Source organism: Pseudomonas sp. LBUM1644 (genome assembly GCF_059716195.1).
In genome coordinates this window covers 3,085,469-3,106,145 of sequence record NZ_CP166812.1, presented here as the reverse complement: position 1 = coordinate 3,106,145, position 20,677 = coordinate 3,085,469, and the positions used below count along the sequence as shown (strand labels likewise).

The 20,677-nt window shown below is 57.4% G+C and carries 17 protein-coding genes; 4 read left to right on the top strand and 13 right to left on the bottom strand.

What is annotated here, in order from left to right; all coding sequences use genetic code 11:
* Positions 1 to 3 precede the first annotated feature (3 nt).
* From ACA052_RS14010 to ACA052_RS13985, 6 genes are all read right to left on the bottom strand, one after another.
* Positions 4 to 837: an SDR family NAD(P)-dependent oxidoreductase gene (locus tag ACA052_RS14010; RefSeq protein ID WP_497650220.1), complete on the bottom strand. Its 834-nt coding sequence runs from the start codon at positions 835 to 837 to the stop codon at positions 4 to 6.
* 58 nt (positions 838 to 895) lie between these two features.
* Positions 896 to 2,464 carry an AMP-binding protein gene (locus ACA052_RS14005; protein WP_497650219.1) on the bottom strand — a complete coding sequence of 523 codons (1,569 nt, stop codon included), beginning with the start codon at positions 2,462 to 2,464 and terminating at the stop codon, positions 896 to 898.
* A gap of 117 nt (positions 2,465 to 2,581) precedes the next feature.
* Positions 2,582 to 3,850 (bottom strand): acyl-CoA dehydrogenase family protein, encoded by a 1,269-nt coding sequence (locus ACA052_RS14000; protein ID WP_497650218.1) that lies wholly within the window; start codon positions 3,848 to 3,850, stop codon positions 2,582 to 2,584.
* A gap of 143 nt (positions 3,851 to 3,993) precedes the next feature.
* Positions 3,994 to 5,487 (bottom strand): DUF1254 domain-containing protein, encoded by a 1,494-nt coding sequence (locus ACA052_RS13995; RefSeq protein WP_497650217.1) that lies wholly within the window; start codon positions 5,485 to 5,487, stop codon positions 3,994 to 3,996.
* Positions 5,488 to 5,519: 32 nt separating this feature from the next.
* Positions 5,520 to 6,968, bottom strand: a complete 1,449-nt coding sequence (locus tag ACA052_RS13990; protein WP_497650216.1) for a DUF1254 domain-containing protein — start codon at positions 6,966 to 6,968, stop codon at positions 5,520 to 5,522.
* A 198-nt stretch (positions 6,969 to 7,166) separates the two neighbouring features.
* Positions 7,167 to 8,183: an AraC family transcriptional regulator gene (locus tag ACA052_RS13985; RefSeq protein ID WP_497650215.1), complete on the bottom strand. Its 1,017-nt coding sequence runs from the start codon at positions 8,181 to 8,183 to the stop codon at positions 7,167 to 7,169.
* Positions 8,184 to 8,279: 96 nt separating this feature from the next.
* Here ACA052_RS13985 and ACA052_RS13980 point away from each other — a divergent pair, with 96 nt between their 5' ends.
* Positions 8,280 to 9,434, top strand: a complete 1,155-nt coding sequence (locus ACA052_RS13980; protein WP_497650214.1) for an AraC family transcriptional regulator — start codon at positions 8,280 to 8,282, stop codon at positions 9,432 to 9,434.
* 26 nt (positions 9,435 to 9,460) lie between these two features.
* Here ACA052_RS13980 and ACA052_RS13975 read toward each other — a convergent pair whose 3' ends face one another.
* From ACA052_RS13975 to ACA052_RS13965, 3 genes are all read right to left on the bottom strand, one after another.
* Positions 9,461 to 10,267, bottom strand: a complete 807-nt coding sequence (locus tag ACA052_RS13975; RefSeq protein WP_497650324.1) for an MBL fold metallo-hydrolase — start codon at positions 10,265 to 10,267, stop codon at positions 9,461 to 9,463.
* A 133-nt stretch (positions 10,268 to 10,400) separates the two neighbouring features.
* The gene (locus tag ACA052_RS13970; protein ID WP_497650213.1) at positions 10,401 to 10,655 is read right to left on the bottom strand and encodes a hypothetical protein; all 255 of its coding nucleotides are present in this window, start codon (positions 10,653 to 10,655) and stop codon (positions 10,401 to 10,403) included.
* A 91-nt stretch (positions 10,656 to 10,746) separates the two neighbouring features.
* The gene (locus ACA052_RS13965; RefSeq protein WP_497650212.1) at positions 10,747 to 11,934 is read right to left on the bottom strand and encodes a thiolase C-terminal domain-containing protein; all 1,188 of its coding nucleotides are present in this window, start codon (positions 11,932 to 11,934) and stop codon (positions 10,747 to 10,749) included.
* A 228-nt stretch (positions 11,935 to 12,162) separates the two neighbouring features.
* Here ACA052_RS13965 and ACA052_RS13960 point away from each other — a divergent pair, with 228 nt between their 5' ends.
* Together ACA052_RS13960 and ACA052_RS13955 are read left to right on the top strand one after the other, a co-directional pair.
* On the top strand, positions 12,163 to 12,921 hold the full coding sequence (locus ACA052_RS13960) for an SDR family NAD(P)-dependent oxidoreductase (protein WP_497650211.1): 759 nt from the start codon (positions 12,163 to 12,165) through the stop codon (positions 12,919 to 12,921).
* A 176-nt stretch (positions 12,922 to 13,097) separates the two neighbouring features.
* Positions 13,098 to 15,767 (top strand): helix-turn-helix transcriptional regulator, encoded by a 2,670-nt coding sequence (locus ACA052_RS13955; protein WP_497650210.1) that lies wholly within the window; start codon positions 13,098 to 13,100, stop codon positions 15,765 to 15,767.
* A 101-nt stretch (positions 15,768 to 15,868) separates the two neighbouring features.
* On the opposite strand, the gene ACA052_RS13950 is transcribed toward ACA052_RS13955, so the two are convergent.
* Positions 15,869 to 17,002: a saccharopine dehydrogenase family protein gene (locus ACA052_RS13950; RefSeq protein WP_497650209.1), complete on the bottom strand. Its 1,134-nt coding sequence runs from the start codon at positions 17,000 to 17,002 to the stop codon at positions 15,869 to 15,871.
* Positions 17,003 to 17,652: 650 nt separating this feature from the next.
* Between ACA052_RS13950 and ACA052_RS13945 the strand changes: the two genes are divergently transcribed.
* On the top strand, positions 17,653 to 18,465 hold the full coding sequence (locus tag ACA052_RS13945) for an inositol monophosphatase family protein (RefSeq protein WP_497650208.1): 813 nt from the start codon (positions 17,653 to 17,655) through the stop codon (positions 18,463 to 18,465).
* Between the two features lie 80 nt (positions 18,466 to 18,545).
* Here the strand turns inward: ACA052_RS13945 and ACA052_RS13940 are convergent, their stop codons facing one another.
* The 3 genes from ACA052_RS13940 to ACA052_RS13930 form a co-directional block, all read right to left on the bottom strand.
* Positions 18,546 to 18,701 carry a type II toxin-antitoxin system Phd/YefM family antitoxin gene (locus ACA052_RS13940; protein ID WP_497650207.1) on the bottom strand — a complete coding sequence of 52 codons (156 nt, stop codon included), beginning with the start codon at positions 18,699 to 18,701 and terminating at the stop codon, positions 18,546 to 18,548.
* Between the two features lie 218 nt (positions 18,702 to 18,919).
* Positions 18,920 to 19,396, bottom strand: a complete 477-nt coding sequence (locus tag ACA052_RS13935) for an Xre family toxin-antitoxin system antitoxin (protein WP_497650206.1) — start codon at positions 19,394 to 19,396, stop codon at positions 18,920 to 18,922.
* A gap of 95 nt (positions 19,397 to 19,491) precedes the next feature.
* Positions 19,492 to 19,716 carry a BPSL0761 family protein gene (locus tag ACA052_RS13930; RefSeq protein ID WP_497650323.1) on the bottom strand — a complete coding sequence of 75 codons (225 nt, stop codon included), beginning with the start codon at positions 19,714 to 19,716 and terminating at the stop codon, positions 19,492 to 19,494.
* Positions 19,717 to 20,677: the final 961 nt, after the last annotated feature.

Below are 20,677 nucleotides of genomic sequence, written 5' to 3'. Positions count from 1 at the left end.
GGCTTAATTTTGCTCGGCGTACAGCCACTTGCGGTTGCGGTACAGATAGGCGATCAAGCGGAAATAGGATTCCGGCATCCAACGCTTGAGGCGCCAGGCCCATTTGGCGTCAGGCTGGGTCATGACGTAGAGGCGACCCTTTTCCAGTGCGCGAAACACATCGTCGACAATGTCCTGGGAGGTGAAACGGGACTTCTTCAACTGGGCCAACAGGCGCTTTTCCATGGCGCGTTCGCTGGTGAGCGAGTCGCCCAGAGACGTCGCGAACACGGTCGGGCACACCACGGTGACGCCGATATCAAAGCCGCTCAGTTCGGACTTGAGGGTTTCCGACAGCGACACGACACCAGCCTTGGCCACGTTGTAGGGCGACATTTCCGGCCCGGACAAAGTCCCGGCGCTCGAGGCGGTATTGATGATGCAGCCGCCGCGCTGTGCTTTAAGCAAAGGCACGAATGCCCGGCAGCCATAAATCACACTCCACAGGTCGACGTTGATGACTTTTTCCCACTCTTCAAGGGGAAGGTCATCGATCATGCCAGCGGATGCAATGCCCGCGTTGTTGAACACCAGGTCAACGCCGCCCCACAGTTGTTTGATGGTGTTGGCAGCGTCCTGCAAGGCCTCTTGCCGGGTGACATCCAACACCATGCTGAAGGTCTCGGCGCCGCATTTGCGCAGCTGTGCCTCGGCCTGATCCAGTCTTGTCGCGTTGATGTCGGCGATCAGCAGTTTCCAGCCTCTGCTTGCGAGGTGCATGCAGATGGCCAGACCAAAACCGCTTGCGGCGCCCGTCACGAAGGCGCGTTTTGCCGGGTATTTCTGTTCGAGTTTCATGATTGCTCGCAATGCCGTTGTCGTTGCTGAAGTTAGCGGGTGGTAGACGAGGGTGTGCTTAATGAACAGCCCTGGTCTTGCCCAGCCAATAGGCTTTACGCAGTTCGGTTTTCAGGACCTTGCCCGCCGGGCTACGCGGCAACTGCTCGATGAAATCGACGCTCTTCGGTGTTTTGACGCTTCCCAGCCGATCCTTGACCAACGCAATCAGGTCGTCCCCCGTGCAGCTCTTGCCAGGCTTGAGCTGGACAATCGCCTTCACCGCTTCGCCCCATTTTTCGTCAGGGATACCGATAACAGAGCAATCCTGAACGGCGTCATGGGTGGTGAGTACCTGTTCGATCTCGTTCGGATAAACGTTGAATCCACCCGTGATGATCATGTCCTTCTTGCGGTCGACAATCGTGATGTAGCCGTCCTCGGCCATGACCCCGACATCACCGGTGTGGTGCCAGCCCTGCTGACGGACTTCGGCAGTCGCCAGGGGATTCTTGTAATAGCCAGGCGTTACCAGATCTCCGCGAATGCAGATTTCACCCGATTCGCCGCGCGCCACTTCCTCACCTTCGTCATTCAGGATGACGACAGTGTTGAGTACACAGGGCCGGCCAATGGATTGCAGGCGTGCTTCATTGATCGTGCCGTCCGCGCGGATGTAGTCCCACGGCGCTTTGGCGGTAATCGCCGCCGGTGCTTCGGACTGGCCAAACGCCTCGGACATGACCGGGCCGAAGACCTGCACGGCCTCCTTCAGCTTCTCCAGTGACGTCGGCGCAGCGCCGACCAGGAAATGCTTCAGCGAGCTGTAGTCGCGCTGGCGGATGTCAGGCAATGCCAGCAGCATGTACAGCACGGTCGGCGGGAGGAAGAGGTGCGAGACCTTGTATTTTTCAATTGCATCGGCAACCGCTTCAGGGACAGCGGTGGCCATGATCGCGTTGGTCCCGCCGCGCGCGAAGTGCAGGCAACCGGTGAGGCCAGCAGTGTGGGTCATTGGCGCCACTACCAAGTGGCAGGTGTTGTCGTGATAGGAAAAGTGCGCGTAGAAGTTGCTGAAGAAGGTATGGATGTTGCGATGGGTAATCATCACCCCCTTCGACTTTCCGGTCGTACCACCGGTGGGGTACAAGGCAAAGGTATCGTCCAGGCTGTCGTTTCCCACGGCTGGGGTATAGCTCGCCGGTGCACCTTGCGACCACGCCGCGAGAGAAGTTCCGACGCCGCAATCGCCGTCGATGCAAACAAGCTCACGCAGGCCGGGGCAACGCTCTTTCAGTTGCGCCGCCTCATTGGCGTAGGTGCTATGGAACAGCAGCAACTCGCCTTCGAAGTCAGTGAACAGGTCCGCATTGGCGGACACCGTGTTGCGCGGATTGACCGGCAGCCAGACGCACCGCGCGCGGAATACCCCCAGCAGCGCCAGGAAGGCGACCGTGCAATTGGGCGCAAGAATGCCGACATGGCCACCGGCGCTGAACCCGTTATGGGCAATTGCGCCGGCAATGGCTTGCGTCACGGGCGCCGCCTGGGCATAGGTCACTGCGCTGGCATCGTTGCCAACGTCGACGAAGGCCAGGTTTTGCGGGTAAAAACGTACTGCGTTATCGAAGTGATCGATGATCCGCATGGCAAATGCACTCCATAAAACATGGTTTCCACAACGACTGGCTTTTTCGACACAGCGTTATTCTCGGACTGCACATCTGGCAGCCCGGGAACGGGGTGGATGGGGTCGGTGTTGGAATCAGTTGGCGCGTTGGTAGGCGCGGCTCAGCCAGCGCATGCCCTTGAGCTTGAGGACGTTGGTTTCGCCATCCTCGATCATCGATGCCCGTGCGTCGCGCATGAGCTTCTCGATCGGGTATTCCTTGGTCAGGCCGTTGCCGCCGAACAGTTGCAGCGCTTCACTGGCCACCTGGAACGCGGTCTCGGTGACATAGGTCTTGCTGGTGATTGAGGCCAGCAGGTGAGGGCCTTTTTCGCTGTAGTTGTAGGCGAACACGCGATGGGCAATTGCGCGCGAAAGTTCGACTTTTTGCCACAGGTCGAAGGTGCGCAGCTGCACACTCTGGTGATTGATGATCGGTGTGCCGCCTTGCTTGCGCTCATGCACATACGCCAGTGCATGTTCAAAGGCTGCGCGGGCCACGCCGGTGAAGGTCGCCGCCATTTCCATGTTGCCGAACGTCAGGGCGCCAAAGAAGCTGGTGGTGGCCGCTTCACCTTCGGCGAGGGCATATTTTCTCGGCACACGGACTTCATTGAAATAGATCTCACCTTGGGGCAGGGCGCGCTGGCCCAGTTTTTCCAGCGGTTTGCCTTTCGATACACCTGGCAGATCAAGCGGAATGAGGATGGCGATGTGATTCAGGCCAGCGCCATTTTCCAGGCCATCGCCGTAGTCGCAAGGAATGTAGGCCAGCGCAGTTTGTGCCAGCGGTGCATACGAAACCCACGCCGAGGACTGGCCTTGAATGATCACTTCGTCACCGACGACTCGGGCGTAAAGGTTGCCGCGCGATTGCTTGTTGCCACGCTGGACCAGGTCGGCGTCGATGTCGACGATGTCACTGCCACGGTCGGGCTGGGTCGCGAGCCAGCAGCCAGGGAGGGCGCCAAAGCGCTCGATGATTTCCGGGTTGCCACTGTTGTGTGCTGCATAGGCCGGGAACGAGGACGCCAGCGTGGCGATGGCCAGGCCGGAATCGCCCCAGCCAAGTTCTTCAAAGATGATCGGCATGATGCGCGACTTCTGCTGACTGTCCATTGCCGCCAGTGCGCCCAGGTCGAGCAAACCCGATTCGTGCACCTGACGCATGTAGTCGAACAGGGGAGAGCCCGGCGCAACCACTTCCTCGGCAGTCATTTTGTCCAGCTCAGCACCGATTGGGCGCATCACGTTTTTGGCGAAGCTGTGCGCCACTTCCTGAATGGCCCGCTCTTCTTCTGTCAGATCGCTTTCCAGACCGCAAAGGCCCAGGACAGGCTCGACAATTTTCTCCAGATCGAACATCGATAATTCCTCTTGTTATTGTTCCAACCGATTGATTGAGAGTAATCCGTAACGCAACCTCCGACTTATCCAACCGGGCACAGCGCTTGTCCCTGCGCCCCTCATTTGAGGTGGCGCCACAGGCCGGAGTCGGCACGATGGAGTTACGGCTTCACTTCCTCGATCTCGCCGGGCCGCCAGGTTTTGTTGAACCATGGCTCAAGCGGGCCGTAGAGGCGTAGCAGTGTGTTCCAGCCTTTACCCGGTGTGGTTTGTACCCAATTGCTTTCCTTGCCGGGCGGCGCTTTGGGGCCGAAGTACAAGTCCACCGAGGTATCGGGGTTCATGACCACGCCTTTGCGCTGGCTGCCGATACTGGGAAACTGTTGGTCGGTCTGCAGCATCGAGCGCGTCTGATTGTCGTAGAGCACGACCGACCAGAAATTCTTCGCCGGAATATTCGGCGGAAGGTGCAGCCGGTAGGTCTTGGCTCCGTCGAAGGGCTGCTTGTTGGCGTCGACGAATGCCGTCGCGTATTGCGAGCCGACGCCCACCATTTTGGCGGTCATCGCCGGTGTGTTGCCGGTGGCGTAGAAGTAGAAATACGTGCGTGCGTCGAGCAGGCGGATGCCGTCATGCTCGAAACGATGGCTGCCGCCGATGAATGGCGTACCCCAGGCACTGTCCGGATAGAAATAGGAATCCTTGTTGCGCGTGCGAAAGGTCAGGGTGCGCGCCGTGGCGCTGCCAACGGCTGCGGACTCGGTGAGGATTTTTTTCATTCGGTCGTCCGGTGCGAACGGCTTGCCTTTCTCGATCCCGATGGCGGCCAACAGGCCGAGCGTTTCCGGGTCCATCGCAGCGCTCGGTTCTTCCTGCACCACTTCGTTGACCTCGTCGAAGTAAGTGATGTCCAGGGCATGGGTGGTATTGAACGACTTGCCGGAGACATTGACGAAGGTCGTCGCCGGCGGGTTGGCGGCCTGCGCCAGAGGATAGATACGCAGGTGCTGCTTGATGTTCTCCACGCCAGGTTTCGGGTCGCCATCGACCTGAAACCCCCGGGTGATGAACACGTTGTTGAAGGTCGGTGACTTCAACACGAAGTAACCGTCCGGCACGGGGCCCTCGTATCCTGGCGGTAGCACCAGGTACTTACCACCCTTGCCCTTGTCGGGCCCGGCGTTACCGAGGTCGCCGACGTAACGGAACCAGAAATCGTCGACGATGCTCAGTGAATTGGGTGCGCTTTCGATGACGATTGGACCGCCCTTTAGGTCGATACAGGCCCATCCGTAAATGTTCTCGCTGTTGCCGGTCAGGAACAGTGACCGAGCGTCCATAAGGTTTTCGAACAGTGCAACGGTCTGGTTGGCCGGTCCGAACTCGGAGAGGCCCTTGCGTATCGCTGATAGCGAAGCCGCCGGCATGGCGGTGAGAAACGCCTGCACGCCGCGCTGGAAGTCGAGGTTGTCGTAGACCTTCTGCACCGTCGCATCGTCCGGGAAGCCGTCGGTGAATTTGAGGGTGCCGAGCCGCGTCTCGAGGCTGTTGGGTGTCACGATCGAAGGCGGAATGTCCGTTTTGTAGGTCTGGGCGAATGCCGACGACACCGTGGAGGCACCGAGCAGCATTAGGGTTGCAAGTCTGATATTCATTTATTGATTCCTTACACTGTTCGCGCCAAGGCTCACTTGATCTCTTCGATTTCACCCGGTTGCCAAGTCTTGTCGAACCAGGCATCGAGCGGGCCGTATAGACGGAAGAGGGTGTTCCAGCCTTTGCCGGGAAGCGTCTGCACCCAGTTGCTTTCCTTGCCGGGTGGTGGCTTGGGACCGAAGTACAGGTCTACCGAGGTATCGGGGTTGATCACGATGCCTTTGCGCTGACTGCCGATGCTCGGGAACTGCTGATCGGTCTGCAGCATCGAACGCGTCTGATTGTCATAGAGCACGACTGACCAGAAATTCTTCGCCGGGATGTTCGGTGGCAGATGCAGCCGGTAGTTCTTGGCGCCATCGAGTGGCTGACCCTTGGCATCGACAAAGGCGGCCGCATATTGCGAACCGACGCCGACCATCTTCTTCACCAACGCGGGGGTATTGACGGTGGCATAGAAGAAGTAGAAGGAGCGCGCGTCGAGCTGGCGAACGCCGTCGCGTTGGAATTGATAGTCAGCGCCGGAGAACAGCCTGCGCCACGCGCTGTTCGGATAGAAATACGCCTCTTGCGAACGGGCCTTGTAGGCGTTCGCGCGTGCCGTGGCGCTGCCGACTGCTGCCGCTTCGGTGAGGATCTTCTTCATCCGCGCATCGGGCGCGAATGCCTTGCCTTTCTCGATGCCGATGGCGGCAAGCAATCCGAGCGTCTCAGGATCTTGCGCGACGTTCAGTTCCTCCTGCACCACCTCGTTGACCTCTTCGAAGAACGAGAAGTCCATCGAGTGGATGGTGTTGATCGTTTTACCGGAGAGGTTGACGAAGGTTGTCGCCGGTGGATTGGCGGACTGGGCCAGTGGATAAATACGCAACTGCTTCTTGAAGCTTTCGACCGCTGGTTTGGTGTCACCATTCACCAGAAAACCACGGCTGACGAACCAGTTGTTGAAAGTAGGGGATTTGAAGACGTGGTAACCCTGCGGGACTTCCCCCTCGTAGTTCGGAGGTAGCAACAGGTATTTACCGCCCTGACCCTTGTCGGGCCCGGCGTTGCCGAGGTCGGTGACGTAGCGGTACCAGAAATCATCGATCACACCGAGGGTATTGGGCGGACTTTCGATCACGACCGGCCCGTTCTTCAGATCAATCCAGCCCGATGCGTAGACGTTCTCGCTGTTGCCCGTCAGGAATAGCGATCGGGAGTCCAGCAGTGTCTCGGTGATGAACACCGTTCCGTTGTCCGGACCAAGCGTCCTGATGGCTCTGCGCATCGCCGCTTGCGACGCTGCAGGAATGGTCGTGAGAAACGCCTGCACGCCGCGCTGGAAGTCGAGGTTGTCGTAGACCTTCTGCAAGGTCTCCTCGTCCGGGAAACCGTCGGTGAAGTGCAGGGTACCGAGACGTGTCTCGAGGGTGTCAGGTGTCACGATCGAGGGCGGGATATCGGTCTTGTAGGACTGGGCAACTGTCGTCGAAGCCACGAGTAAACCGAGCACGAAGCAGAGGGACGATTCAAGTCTGCGTCCTGCTCTTGCTGCATGGCTCGTTTGGGGCAATGTCATTCTTCTTGTTCTCCATTGATGCGGACGAAGTCATCCAGCCGATTTTGGCTGCCCTATTTTGGGAACTGCACCGCATCAATGGTTTGTTAATGCACGACAAACATTTGTGATTGGATGTCATCCCTCCGGGAGCGGAGACGAATGGGCTCGGCGCCAGGCACTGGGCGACATCCCATACCAGCGCTTGAACGCGTGTGATAACGAGCTTTGCTCGGCATAACCGAGTAACAACGCCACTTGGGAGATCCGCAGCGTCGGATCACTGAGGTACAAGGCCACGCGTTCGCGGCGGATATCGTCCACCTGCTTCTCGAAGGCCAACCCTTGATCTTCCAGGCGCCGTTGCAGTGTACGAACACTGACGAAGTAATGGCTGGCGAGGGTGTCGAGCGTGCAGCGGCCGGTCGGCAGGAGTTTACGAATCAGTGCGTCCAGTTGATGTTCGAGGTCGAGTCCGGACGCGTCAGCAATCCGTTCCAGATAGTCGGTGACGAGCGCCTTCATCTCTGGATCGTTGCCGTCCATCGGCCGCGCTGTATCGCTTGCAGAAAATTCGAGCCCGAATGTAGCTTGCGAGAACTTCGACGGACATCCGAAGGTACGGGAATAGAAATCCTTCGATTGCAACGGAGCATGGGTGAAGAAAATCGCTCGCGGGCGGGCATTTTCACCGGCCAGTATTTGAAAAACATTGATGCCCGCCATGAGGCACCATTGCTCGAACTGGCGCGCAATACCTGCTCTTGGCACTTTGAGCAGATAGCTCATACGCAGTCCACCGGGAATGCTCTGGCATTGCAGTTCCACGGCCGGGTTCAGCATGTTGATGAACCGCGCGGCGGCCCCGATGGCTTCGCCCACCGTTGCGCACTGGGTCAATACCAGCATGACCGGGCCGAGCGGCGCGCGTCCTTGCAGTGAAGCGAGGCGAATGCCGAAATCCGGGCATTTCAGGTCCTCGGCGCAGGCCTCCATCAAACGGATCAGCGATGAGCCGGGAATTTTCATATCGCTTTGATCCGGGCCGTACAGCGGAAGATGGAAGCGTTCTTCGTAACGCGCCCCATCGCCACCCAGTTCCTCGATCAGTTTGGCAAAGTCCTGCAGCACCCAGCCGCGCATGTACGGCGTCATACCCCTTCTCCTTGATGACCTCGCTGCTTGAAACGGCATTCAATCACAAAAGTTTGTCGTGCATTAACAAAATTGCCGCCTGCGTCGGTGCCTAAAATGGACCGTGTCAGTCGAAGCGATAACGCTCATTGCCGACTTGGACAATCAGAGGTTTATACCGTGACGACAAGCAATGAATGCAGCGATGTCATTGACGCGCAACGGACGCTGAAAGATGGCTTTGCGCCGGACACGCCAAGCCGTGGTTCATCCATTATTGGTGCCTATGCCATTGCGATTGCCGAAGCGCTCGAAAACCAGGGTGCTAGCGCCGATCAGGTCTTTCACTCCTGCGGCGTGATGCTGCCTGCGACCACCGATCCTATGCTGCGTATTGATAATCAAACGATCGCAAAGCTGTATGCCGCGGCCGTCCAGGCCACAAAGGATCCGTATTTCGGCCTGCGTGCCGGGGAGACATTGCGTCCGGCCAATCTGCATGCAATGGGCTTTGCACTGCTGGCCAGCATTTCCATACGGGACTTTGCGCAACGGTTGAGCTCGCTCTACCGCGTCATTTCGCAAAACGCCAACATCCGCGTAGAGGAACGAAACAACACGTTCCTGCTGATCACTTCAAGCGTACCGGGGGCACAGGTGTGCCATGAAACTCACGATGCCTACATCGCCTTGATCTTTACGCTGTTACGGACCATTTCCGGCAATCGGTTCCGTTTGAAAAAACTTGAGTTGATCCGGCCTGCGTCTGAAGGCATGGCACAGGTCTTTTCCGATTACTTCCTGTGCGATGTCGAATTCGGCCGATCCGAGATCGTGATGGCGATGGACCTCGACCTGGTGGACAAGCGGCTCCCGGGTGCCAACGAGGAACTTGCCTTGAGTCATGACCGCACGGTGATGGAGTACCTTCAGCGCATTGAGCGGGGCGATATCGTCAACCGTGTACGGGCCATTGTCAGTAGCGAATTGTCCTCGCGTGCACTGAACAAGGATCGAGTGGCAGAGCGGCTGCACATCAGTACCCGTGGCTTGCAATTGAAGCTCGCCGCCCGGGACACCAGTTTTCAGGAAATCCTCGACCATACTCGGCGCACCAATGCACTCGCCTTCATGTCGCGCAGTTCGGTGTCGGTGACGGAAGCGGCTTTTTCCCTGGGTTTTTCCGAAGTCAGCAATTTCACCCGTGCCTTCAAGCGATGGACCGGCATGGCACCGAGCCAATATCGCCAGAGTCTCGGGTTGGAGCGATGACAGGGCAGGGCAGAGCGCAATCGGGATCAAGTATCGAAGCCATTGAGAACCTGATACGAATCGAAGGGCACATAACGCGATTGCCGGTCACGCAACACGCTCACCATCGCGACCTCGGGGTCACGCGGCAGAATCAACCGGCCGCCGCAGGCCACCAGGTAATCCAGCAATCGTTCTTTCTCATCGATCAAGGATTCCGGGTTGCGGTCGTAAGCGCTGGTCACATCCAGTTGCAGCCACTGCCGCCCCGGCACCAAGTCACCGGCAAATATCACCGGGCCACCGGGCAAGTCGATCTCCGGCAATAGTTGCCCGGGGGTGTAGCCATCGCTGACATGCAAGCGCCAACCAGCGCCGAGCTCGTCGCAGTCGGGGCCTTCGATCAGGTCCAGGCGACCACTGCTTTCCAATTGCCGCACTATCTGTGGCACAAACAGCGCCCGATCGCGCGGATGGGGCTGTCGTGCCCGGCTCCAGTGACGTTTGCTGGTGATATAGCGCGCCGCGGGAAACAGCAAGCGAGGTGTCTCGCCATCCTTGATCATCGCGCTCAGGTCCGCCGGTAATTGCGCGTGCAGATGAGTCAGCAACACCACATGAATGTCGTGTTCATTCAAGCCTTGCCGGCTCAGGCTATCCAGCAGGCCAGGACTGCCCGGCTGGCAGCGACAGGAGCGTGGCGCTGGAGCCAGCAGGCCATCGGCACCGGCCAGGACAAGGATGTTGCGCCCGTTCTGTTGCACCAATAACCCGCGAGAAGCCAGTTCGACGCGGTTGTCATGGTCGGGCTTGACCCAGCCGGCCCAGGCCTCGCGCGGGGTGCTGCCGAACATTACGCCCCCATCGAGTTTGCGGCGCTTGCCGTCCAGCGTGGAAATCGTGCAATTCACACTCCGTACCTCTTCGAACGCAGACCGATGAGATTGACGCTGTGCACTCTCATCGGAAGATGAACGCGCCTGGTTTTCACGGACGCTGTTTCACTTTCATCAAAGGTTTCCAGTGCAGAAAACCAAAGAGCAGCGTGAGGACCAGGCTTGCACCCAGCGAGCCCCGGTAGCGCTTGACGAACTTGAACATGACGATGATCTCAAGCAGGTGCGCAAGCAGCAGTACCACTGCAATGGTTTGCCAGAATGACCACGTAGCGGGCAGCAAGCCCGCGGTGCTTGCTACACCCAGAACATAGACGCCGATGCACAAGAATTTCAGCAGAGCCATCAAAATGAATTCCCCCTATTGTCATGATCCGACTTGTCGGCAGACACACACGTGACACTCATTGCGTGCGTATCTGCATTCCAACCGGGCTTTAATATTTCTTCAGAATGTGCACAAATCCCGCGCTGCCCAGGCCACCGTTATGCTGCAACGCAACCCTTGCTCCCGGGACCTGTCGTGCACCAGCCTGGCCGCGTAGCTGCCAGGTCAGTTCTGCCAGTTGGGCCAGCCCCGTCGCACCCAACGGGTGTCCCTTCGCCAACAGGCCGCCCGACGGGTTGATCACCCACTGGCCGCCATAGGTACCGCGCCCCGACGCGACAAAATCGTTCAACTCTTCCTGCTTGCACAGGCCCAGCGCGACATAAGTGGCCAATTCATTGCTAGCAAAACAGTCATGCAACTCGATGACGTCGACATCCGTCGGTCCGATGCCGGCGTCTTCATAGGCTTTGTTGGCCGCATCACGACTCAATGCCTGAAACATGACATCCATGATGCTGCCTTCGAAAAAGCTTTGCTGGTCACTGCACCAGCCCTGGCCGGCGAGGCGAACGTCAGAGCGAATGCCATGGGCGCGGGCGAACTCTGGCGTACATACAATCACCGCGGCAGCACCGCAACTCGGTGGGCAAGCGAAGTTCTTGCGCAGCCCGCGAAAGATAGGCTTCGTCGCCAGGATTTCTTCGACCGTCAATGGTGTGCGAAAAATGGCGTTTTCATTGTTGGCCGCGTGTTGGCGCGATTTGACGCACACCGAGGCCAGGGTCTCTTCGGTCACACCTGTCTCAAGCATGGCGTCGACCTGAGCGCCGAACATGCAGACAGCCGGCGGCGTATCGCGCTCCTCGTCGCTGAGGTTCATGAGGTTGGCGATCACTTCTGAATGTCGTGCCAATGGGCTGACCTTGTCAGGAAAGACCATGTCGATCGCGCCTGCGGGCATCTGTTCGAAGCCAAGCGCCAGGGCGCATTCGACCTGCTGTCCCCGAACAGCCTGGACCGCCAGGGCAAAGGCCGAAGAGCCACTGGCGCAGTTGTTGTTGACGTTGAAAATCGGAATTCCGCTGATAGCCACCCGATAAAGCGCGGTCTGTCCTGCGCAGCTATCCCCATAGACATAACCGCAAAAGGCTTGCTCGATCAGCGCATAGTCGATGCCGGCATCCTTGAGCGCCGCTCGTGCGGCTTGTTCGCCCATGACATCGTAGCTTTGCGATTGACCCGGTTTGCGGAAAGGCACCATGCCTACTCCGGCGATAACAATATCGGTACTCATAGCGACTCCTCCATCAACGTGATCCCCAGTATCCACATTGCTCGACGTTTGTAGTTGCAAGGGGAGCAAGTGGATAACAAGTCAGGCACGCCGGGACAAATCGACCTTGCGCGGCGCCGTCGTGCCTGGGACAAGACTTGTGCTTGCAAGGACAAGCCCGGTGGCAGGCGGAGGGATAGTTTGACGGTGAACAATAAAAGCCACCTGGCATGTGTGAGGAGATTTACCGTGGAATTTACCGGAAAGGTTGTCATCGTTACGGGCGCTGCCAACGGCATTGGTCGTGCTTCAGCCATCCAGTTTGCCCGTCTGGGTGCGAGCGTGGTGCTGGCGGACATTTATGAAGAAGGGCTGCAGGAGACCCTTGAAGTGATTGGCGAAAACGCGATCGCTGTTCCCACCAACGTTGCGGATGCAGCGGCCTGCCAGGCCATGGTAGACAGGGCGGTCAGCCAATTCGGGCGTGTAGACGTACTGTTTAGCAATGCCGGAATCTGTGGGATTCGTGGACGTACGGCCGACGTCTCCGTAACCGAGTGGCGCCGTGTCATCGATATCAATCTGAATGGCGTCTTCTTTTGCGCACGGGCGGCGATCCCGGCCATGCTGGCCAACGGCGGCGGGGTCATCATCAACACAGCGTCAGTAGATGGTCTGGTAGGCATGGCGACCCTGCCGCACTACACGGCCGCCAAACATGGCGTCATCGGGCTGACCAAGGCCTGCGCCCTGGAACATGGACGGCAGAACATTCGCAGCGTTGCCATCGCCCCCGGTTACATTCGCACCGCCATGACCGAGGACAACCTCAGCAAGAACGAGCAGGCCATGTTGGAGGCTATGGTTCCGGCAGGCGGCCGTGCGGGCACTCCGGAGGATGTCGCCAACCTGGTGACCTGGCTGGCCTCGGACAAAGCCGCCTATATCAATGGTTCGTGCCACACCGTGGACGGCGGACTGACCGCAGGCTTTGCGCTGCCGGAATGAGTGGGAGAGCGCTGGCAAACTGAATAAAATGAGGCCACTCAAGCCGTTCAGGGGCTATCGTCTATACGCAAGGACGTTACCCTGGAACAAGCAGAGGAGTAGGGCGTTGATGGCTTGAACATCAATGTCCGGTCTCTTTCATACCGGGCACGGGATTGCAGAGAGGCATCGCCAACGTGGATCGCATAGAGCCTGAACTGGTGCTCAAGACAACTCCTCCGCGCAGTCATAGGGGAGCGCAGGCGCGCGATCGACTGAGCATCGATGCCCCCGAATTGGCGAATAAAGTCGCGATCAGCGTGCAGGGGCCGGCCGGCTTCGGCAAGACGATGCTGCTAGCGCAGTGGCGACGGGAGTTTTTGTCGCGCGGGGCCGTTGTTGCATGGTTGACTCTGGATACGCGTGATGATGGCAGTCGCCTTGCACTTGGCCTATCGGCAGCCATGGCGTTGGGTAGCGGCCGGCAGTCCTTCACCAGTACCAGTGATGGATCCATAAGCCATGGTCGCGACGAGCTGGAAGCGTTGACCCACTGGCTGGCGGAGGTGGCCGACCTCGGCGGCGAGACGGTCATGATCCTCGACGAGGTGGACGCCTTGCCCGAGCCTACCGCTCGTCACTGCCTGACTTACCTGCTGCACAATGCCCCGGCCAACCTGCGCATCATCATGTCCTCGCGTCGCCGCTTGAGCTTTAACACCGTTGACCTTGTGGCCCGAGGACTCTATGTCCGGGTCGCGGTGGATGCCTTGCGATTCCGTGGCGAAGAAACCATCGCATTGCTCAGCAACCGTTTCGGAACACGCATCGACGCTGATCTGTGTCTTCGCCTGCATGAAATCACCGAAGGTTGGCCACTCGGGTTGCAACTGGCGATTGCGGCGATTGAGAAGAGTGCGCACCTGGAAGCCGCCGTCGAGGATCTCTCGGCTTGTTCCGGTGATATTCAGGGTTATTTCGTCGACAAACTGGTCACCCGCCTGTCGGCGGAACAGATCGAGTTCATTACCTGTCTCTCCCTACAGGAAGTCATTCACCCTTCACTGTGTGCCGCACTAACGGGTAGCGAGCGGGCAGGGGAATTGCTGCATGAGTTATGCGCCTCGACACCCATCTTCGCCGAAGGGGTCGACAGCGACTGGGTACGCTTCCATCCCTTGGCCCGAGAGTTTTTGCAAAGCCGTTTTCGCGACCTCCCGCAGGCGCAAAGACAGGTCCTCCATGAGCGGGCAGCAAACTGGCTGGAGGCGAACGCCTTTTTTGAGGAGGCGGCGCGCCAATACTTGCTGGCCGGGCAGGCTACTCACGGTTATTTGATGATCGAACAGTGTCTCTACGAAGTCATGCTGCGCGGTCAGTTCAGCCGAGTGTTGGAATGGGTCGAAGAGTTGCCTGCCGAGGAAGTGGAGTCGCGTCCGCGTCTGTGCCTTGCGGCCGCCTGGGCCCTTGCGATGAGCGAGCGGCATGTCGAGGCGGCGAGGCTGATCGCCTGCATTGAGCAGGCCCCGAATGCGGATGATGAAACCCGCTGCGAAGCGGCGGCGATAGCCGCCGCCGCCGCCTACTTTGCTGACCAGCCAGACGAATCAATGGCGTTGCTCGCCCCCTGGATGGACAGATTGTCCTCTGGTTCGATCAAGCTGCAGGCCATCGTCGCCAACCTGGTCGCCCGCATAACGCTGTTCCAGGGGCAACCAGAAAAAGCCCGGCGCATCTTTCAGCGTGCACCCCACTATACGTGGACCCCGGGACTCGATGGAATTCGCGGTTATGGGGAGTGGGTCGTGGGCATGACCTACTTGAGCGAAGGACGTATGCCTCCCGCCGAGGCCTCTTTTCGCAAGAGCTTGTTGCGCGCGGAGAAGGATATCGGCCGGCGCAGTTCGGTGGCAGTAATGCTCGCCTGTGGACTGGCTACCGTGCTTCTGGAACGCGGTGAGATTCAGGAGGCCACGACGGTACTTGCCAATCGGCTGGATGTCGTCGAGCGGTTGGCATCGCCGGATGCGATTGCGATGGGATTTCTCACGGCAGCACGTCTGGCTGCATTGCAGGGGCAGCCCCATCGCGGCCACGACTTGTTGACGGCATTGTTCGCGCTCGGCGAAGAGCGGGGAATCGCACGTTTCTGCATAGTGGCGCTGGGTGAGCAAATTCGCCTGCATGCGTTGCATGGCCGAGGCGATTCTTGTCTGGCACTCTGGCGACGGCTGGATGCGCTGGTGCCAGATGTCGCTCGCCAGCAGCGCGGCCTGATAGGACAGGAACTGGCGCTGCTGGTCGGCGTGAGCAACGCTTACGTTTATTTCGCCCAACGCGACTGGCAGGCCATGTTGCGCGTGCTCGCCGTGGCAAACGAGCTTGCCGAGCGCTTGCAGCGCGGTCGCGAAATCGTTCTGGTCCAGTTGCTCAAGGCATTGGCGCTCAAAGACTCAGGCGGGGATGGACTGCCCTGTCTGCTCGAAGCGATCAGCCTGGCCGACACCTACGGCCTGCAGCGTATTCTGCAGGACACCCATCCCGATCTCGTCATGTGGGCGAAGAAGGTCCATCACAACAATGTCCAGAGGCTTGCGCAGGAACTCATACCGTCCGTTCCGGTTCGACGGCAAGAACCCTTCGCTACAGGCGTTTCGCCGAGTCGACTGCTAACGGCGAAAGAGCGGGAAGTGTTGCAGTTGCTGGCACGCAACCTGACAAATAAACAGATAGCCCTGGCCCTGGATGTCGGTGATGAAACTGTGAAGTGGCATCTGAAAAACCTGTACGGAAAATTTCATGCAGGTACCCGCAAGCATGTGGTGGATCGTGCCTACATGCTGGGCATTCTCGAAGCGTCTGGTTGAGCGAGACGTGTCCGGGTTGCCTGTTCCAGTCCCGTATCCCCGCCCACTTACTTGCCCGGATCGCGCCAGCGGGCTGGCGCGATTTGCCGCTGCGTGACTGATCAGAGCTGGGTGACAACGGCGCGAGCCAAACCGCGTTCTTCACAGAAGCCCAGCAGGTAGCGGTGACCGAATGCCTTGGAGCCAGACGCGAAGCCCACTTTTGCGGTGTCGCCGTTGAGCAACTTGATCACACCCGCGACTTGCAAGGCACCAGTGGCAATGTAAGCGGTGGTACCAAACACTTCGGCGCGCACGGCCGAAAGCTGTCCGCGGCCGATCGCGGTGTCGACCGTACGCATCAAGGTCGTGCGCTCGCGTGGCGGCATCGCCGGGGTCGTAGCCTGGACGATGTCCTTGAGTACTTCATCTTGAGCATCAGCCGGAAGATGTTTGTATTCGGCTTCCCACTTCTTATGCAGCGAATGCACCATCTTCATCGCGTCATTGTCGTAGAAACCGACACAGGAGACGCATGAACGCACGCGCGGATCATTCTCGAAATAGATGGGCAACGAGGTGCCGCCCCATGGCAAGGCGAACACCGGTTGCATGAAGTGGGGCGAAGGGATCAAGAACGAGGCATCGACCGGGTGTGCCACCAGTTTCTTGTCCCACAGGTAGCAATGCTCGGAGCGGTACATTTCGAAGATCGAAGCCGTAGAGCCAACCGTTACACCAGCACCGATACCTCGTTGGCCACGGCACAGCGCCGAGGTTTCCAGGGCGTCGATGCCGGGGTGTTCCAGCGCCAGTTCAGCAGCGATTTCCGAGAAAGTATTCATGTACGCAAGTGACGGCGACACCAGCAAGCCGGCCTGGGCGAAACGCTCACCAAACTGGTCGCGGACATTGCGCACATACGACTGCTCGCCAGTGGTATCCAGGTAATGACAGCCAGCATTAAGCGCCGCCTCGACCGTGGTGAGCCCGAATTTGGCGAAGGGGCCTACGGTATTGCAAACGACCTTGGCACCCTTGAATGCCTGAGTCAGCGATTCGACCGTGTGGTCGACTTCGATGATTTCGTAAGTCGCAGACTCCAATCGCACCACACGTTGAGCCATCATTTCACGGGTACGCCCGGCATCCCGCGCCACAGCGGTAAACGCAATGTTCTGATCGATCAGCCAATCCATAATCAGCATGCCGGTGTAACCACTGGCGCCATAGACAACGACGGGATACTTAGCCATTTTTTTATTCTCTTGAAGTTGTTGGGAATGCGAGGGCGGCGGAGTAATGCACTGGACAGTTCTGATTGAGTTTTCAGTCATCGATACAGACAAAGATGCCGCCGCTTCGGCACTGCGCAAAAGTAGTAAGTCCGACCTCGTTCGCGCCCCCCCACAGCGGGGGGCATTGACAGAGCCGCTCTAGAACGGTGATGAATCGAGGATTCGTATGAGCGAGGAGGGTGATGACACGCGCTGGCGTCTTCGAGAATGGAGATGTAGTGCTAGGCTTTGCAGAGCGTAGTCCGACATGTGTTCTGAAGGAGTTGAAAGTTGACTGATTGCTGGCGTACGACTTCAAAAAGTTTCGCACCACCAAGTAGCTGTCAACGGCGCGGCAGCCGTCATCGAAGCTTTTGAGGTATTGCCGGACAGGCGGACGCTCGTTACTGAGCTGGAGAAAGTTGAGCTCGTGGAAGCACTCGAACGTGTCGAACAGCGGCTGAGGGATGGGACCAATGCGGTACGAGAAGGCACAAAGCGTGTCTCAGAGGTGAAACGCAATATCCGGGTCTGACAGTTATCGGATTGGACGATTGAAGGGCGATTCGCGTCGCCTTATAGTCGAGGATCATCGCATAACTTCACCCAACCACAGGGCTTCCCATTTCGTGCAACCCTCAAGCCTTGAGCAACTGCTCACTCAGACAATCGATGTTGTTATTCGTGCCGGCCAGCTTCTAGTTGCCGAGTGGGCGAGAGTTGACGGACCTCGGGGCCAAGGTGACAAGGCCGCCGTAGACGAAGAAATCGAACAGTTTTTACATCAGCACCTGCTGAAGCTTCTTCCATGCGACTTCTGGGGAGAGGAGACCGGACATCTTCTGACGGGCCATCCCTGGTGCTGGGTCGTTGACCCGAACGACGGGACCGCAGATTTTCTCAAGGGTCTCAAAGGCTCAGCCCTTTCTATTGGTCTATTGCACAATCAGTTGCCCGTATTAGGTGTGGTGTATGCCCCCGTCACCGTTGAGGGAACGGCTGATTGCATTGCTTGGGCAGAAGGGATGGCCGAGGTGAACCGCAATGGACAATTGGTCACATCACGGCTTACTACCAAAACGTTGTCGAGCGACGAGTTCGTGATGGTCAGTGCCGCTGCCATCAATATGCCTGACCTTAATAGCAAACTCTGCCAACCCAGCATTTTTGTAGCAATGCCATCCATTGCGTACAGGCTCGCCAAAGTCGCCGCCGGAGAGGGAGTCTGTGGCGTCTCTCTTTATCCGGTTTCTGCCCATGACGTTGTCGCGGGCCACGCACTATTGAGAGGAGCGGGCGGCATTTTATTGGATGAGCGAGGTGAAGTCATTACCTACGTTACTGAAGCCAATATGCAAACGGTATCGAAACGCTGCTTCGGTGGCTCAGCAGCAGCGTGCCGGGAATTGCTGGTTCGTGAATGGGATCTTATTTTCACTTAATCCCCACACTATTGTGCCGTTTTATGCTTACCTAAATATCACTTACGCGGTTGTCGGCGCAGCGAACGTTGTGACCCTTCTTATTTTGTGCAACTTAGCTCTAGCTCTTGGGCCTTCAAAAGTAAACACACAGCTTTCCCCTGTCGGGTGATGACGAAAGTGTGACCTTGCTCGACTAACACCAGGAGACGGCGCAAACGACGGCGAGCTTGGCTTTTGCTGTAGGTTGTACGCATGGCTGATGCCCTTGCAAGGTATCGATCAAAGTAACCATATTCTATATCCTACTACCTCAGCGTACAGACATAGCAGCACAACACAATGTGTCATGAAATGTGGTGGTCAATTTCAAGCAAATGGCTGACCAGATCCAATGTACTATGATGGAAGAGTTTGTTTAATACTCCAAACCACGCAAGGTGAATTGGCAGAGTGTTTGCATTTCGATCCCAGTCTAGGCGGTACCTCCCCATTCCAGCGCTTGAAGTAACCGACGAACCTGCTTGCCTCCAATCTCCGTTACACAGAGCAGCACTGGTGTAGTTCCGCCGAGCGCTTTGTTTGGTTTCGACATCCAGCATGCGGCCATATTTCTATTTTGGAAAATCTGCTCAGCCAAATGGCAGACCACGGCAACGCGATCTAGCCGTTCCGAAGCGACGGAGTTGAGAGTCTTTTGTTCACGGCTACGTCGCTTGAAGGTGGAGATTGACGCGTTGAGAAGCATCTCTAAGCTATGCCCTTGGAGGTCAAAAGCTATGCAAACCACTTGGAAAAGCTGAGCGGAAAACCCTGCTTTGATCTGGAGCAATCGCTCGGAATCCATCAGCAAAACGCGACTGGCGCTGAAATCCGAGAATGCGGCGATAGCGGCATCACGCAATTCGCCTTTCTTGTTCAGCTGACGCCGAGTGGTCGTTGGGGTATTCATCGGTTCAGTATGGATGAGAGCGTTCCGGTAAGGGGGCGGCGAACCGTCACCAACAAATCATTCAGAACAAATCGTGTGCGAATTTGGGTCTGCTTTCAACGCGCAATTGTAGAGCTGAATACGGGCCCCGAAGCTCCGAAAGGCAAAGTGTCGCTATGTTCCTCAATTCTTCCCGCTAAGGCCACGTCATCTCGCGATGGAAAGTGCCGCAACAAAAATTTGGCATCACGCCTTACCCGATCTGGAAGGGAGCTATCTCGGCTTAGCTCAACTAGAAATTCGCGCGTCTGCACCACCGCGCGTGAACGCTCGTCTGGCATCGTCATTTTGTGTCTCCACGAGAGCGGATATGCACAGCTTCTGTTGCTTGCATCCTCAAATCCATCGCTCATTGGCTGGTAGCATAATCCACCGGGTGTATTCATTCTACGTCGGCGTACTAAGCTTACGAGACCACACAGACAAATGACAAAACGTGTGCAACTAAAGTTTTTCAAAAATACGAAAACGGATTTTTCATGGAATTAGTTCTCTAATTTTCAATTTTTTAGTTCGGAGGTCTCTTGCGATAGTACTACTAGTGCACCCTAGGCAAAAGTTCCGTTCTGACACATCATTTAACATAATATACATTATGCGAATCATCACAGCGATCTATCTGGGGGTGACTTGGCTGCTTTTGCACATCCGAACCCAGGCACGGCCTCTTACGCATCACTTGGCCCAGCTTGCTGCCTGGTGATGTAACTCACAATGAATGCGTCCTGCGCTCCGCGCTCGTTGTGATATCCAACCACGTTGGCCAACGTCCACCGCAGCATCCTCATCAGAATCGGGTCAGAATATTTCGCGCTGTCGCACTCATACGGATACCGGCTGTTGGTGAACACATTGCGGTATCTCTCAAGACTGTCCAAGGCCAGGCTGCAACGGATCCGATCAGAACGGCATAAAACAGTGTCAGCAGATCATGCTTGTCAGGTCTTGCGGTTAGTTTTACCGATGTTCAGCAGGTGCTGGTGAGCCTTGGCAAGCGATGTTGGATCAAGCCTGTAATTTCGCCGGAGGTCCCTTGCTTCTGATCAGGCAATGAGATGAGGCTTTTGAGCAGGATCTCCATACCGATTGCTGTTCGGCTGCTTTCAGATAGCTATGAGCGCTTTCAAGCATCCAGCCAGGGAAGTGATCCATTAATGTTCTGTCCCTTGTTAATAGATGCTCATTTTCTCCCCTTGAGCGACATCGATCATTTTTGGAAGATCGCATTCAAGGATGAGCTAG

What these genes read in the sequence shown, in the direction of transcription:
- ACA052_RS14010 (WP_497650220.1), bottom strand. Translation starts at nt 837, where the DNA reads ATGAAACTCGAACAGAAATACCCGGCAAAACGCGCCTTCGTGACGGGC.
- ACA052_RS14005 (WP_497650219.1), bottom strand. Translation starts at nt 2,464, where the DNA reads ATGCGGATCATCGATCACTTCGATAACGCAGTACGTTTTTACCCGCAA.
- ACA052_RS14000 (WP_497650218.1), bottom strand. Translation starts at nt 3,850, where the DNA reads ATGTTCGATCTGGAGAAAATTGTCGAGCCTGTCCTGGGCCTTTGCGGT.
- ACA052_RS13995 (WP_497650217.1), bottom strand. Translation starts at nt 5,487, where the DNA reads ATGAATATCAGACTTGCAACCCTAATGCTGCTCGGTGCCTCCACGGTG.
- ACA052_RS13985 (WP_497650215.1), bottom strand. Translation starts at nt 8,183, where the DNA reads ATGACGCCGTACATGCGCGGCTGGGTGCTGCAGGACTTTGCCAAACTG.
- ACA052_RS13980 (WP_497650214.1), top strand. Translation starts at nt 8,280, where the DNA reads ATGGACCGTGTCAGTCGAAGCGATAACGCTCATTGCCGACTTGGACAA.
- ACA052_RS13975 (WP_497650324.1), bottom strand. Translation starts at nt 10,267, where the DNA reads ATGTTCGGCAGCACCCCGCGCGAGGCCTGGGCCGGCTGGGTCAAGCCC.
- ACA052_RS13970 (WP_497650213.1), bottom strand. Translation starts at nt 10,655, where the DNA reads ATGGCTCTGCTGAAATTCTTGTGCATCGGCGTCTATGTTCTGGGTGTA.
- ACA052_RS13965 (WP_497650212.1), bottom strand. Translation starts at nt 11,934, where the DNA reads ATGAGTACCGATATTGTTATCGCCGGAGTAGGCATGGTGCCTTTCCGC.
- ACA052_RS13950 (WP_497650209.1), bottom strand. Translation starts at nt 17,002, where the DNA reads ATGGCTAAGTATCCCGTCGTTGTCTATGGCGCCAGTGGTTACACCGGC.
- ACA052_RS13940 (WP_497650207.1), bottom strand. Translation starts at nt 18,701, where the DNA reads ATGCGTACAACCTACAGCAAAAGCCAAGCTCGCCGTCGTTTGCGCCGT.
- ACA052_RS13935 (WP_497650206.1), bottom strand. Translation starts at nt 19,396, where the DNA reads ATGAATACCCCAACGACCACTCGGCGTCAGCTGAACAAGAAAGGCGAA.
- ACA052_RS13930 (WP_497650323.1), bottom strand. Translation starts at nt 19,716, where the DNA reads ATGCCAGACGAGCGTTCACGCGCGGTGGTGCAGACGCGCGAATTTCTA.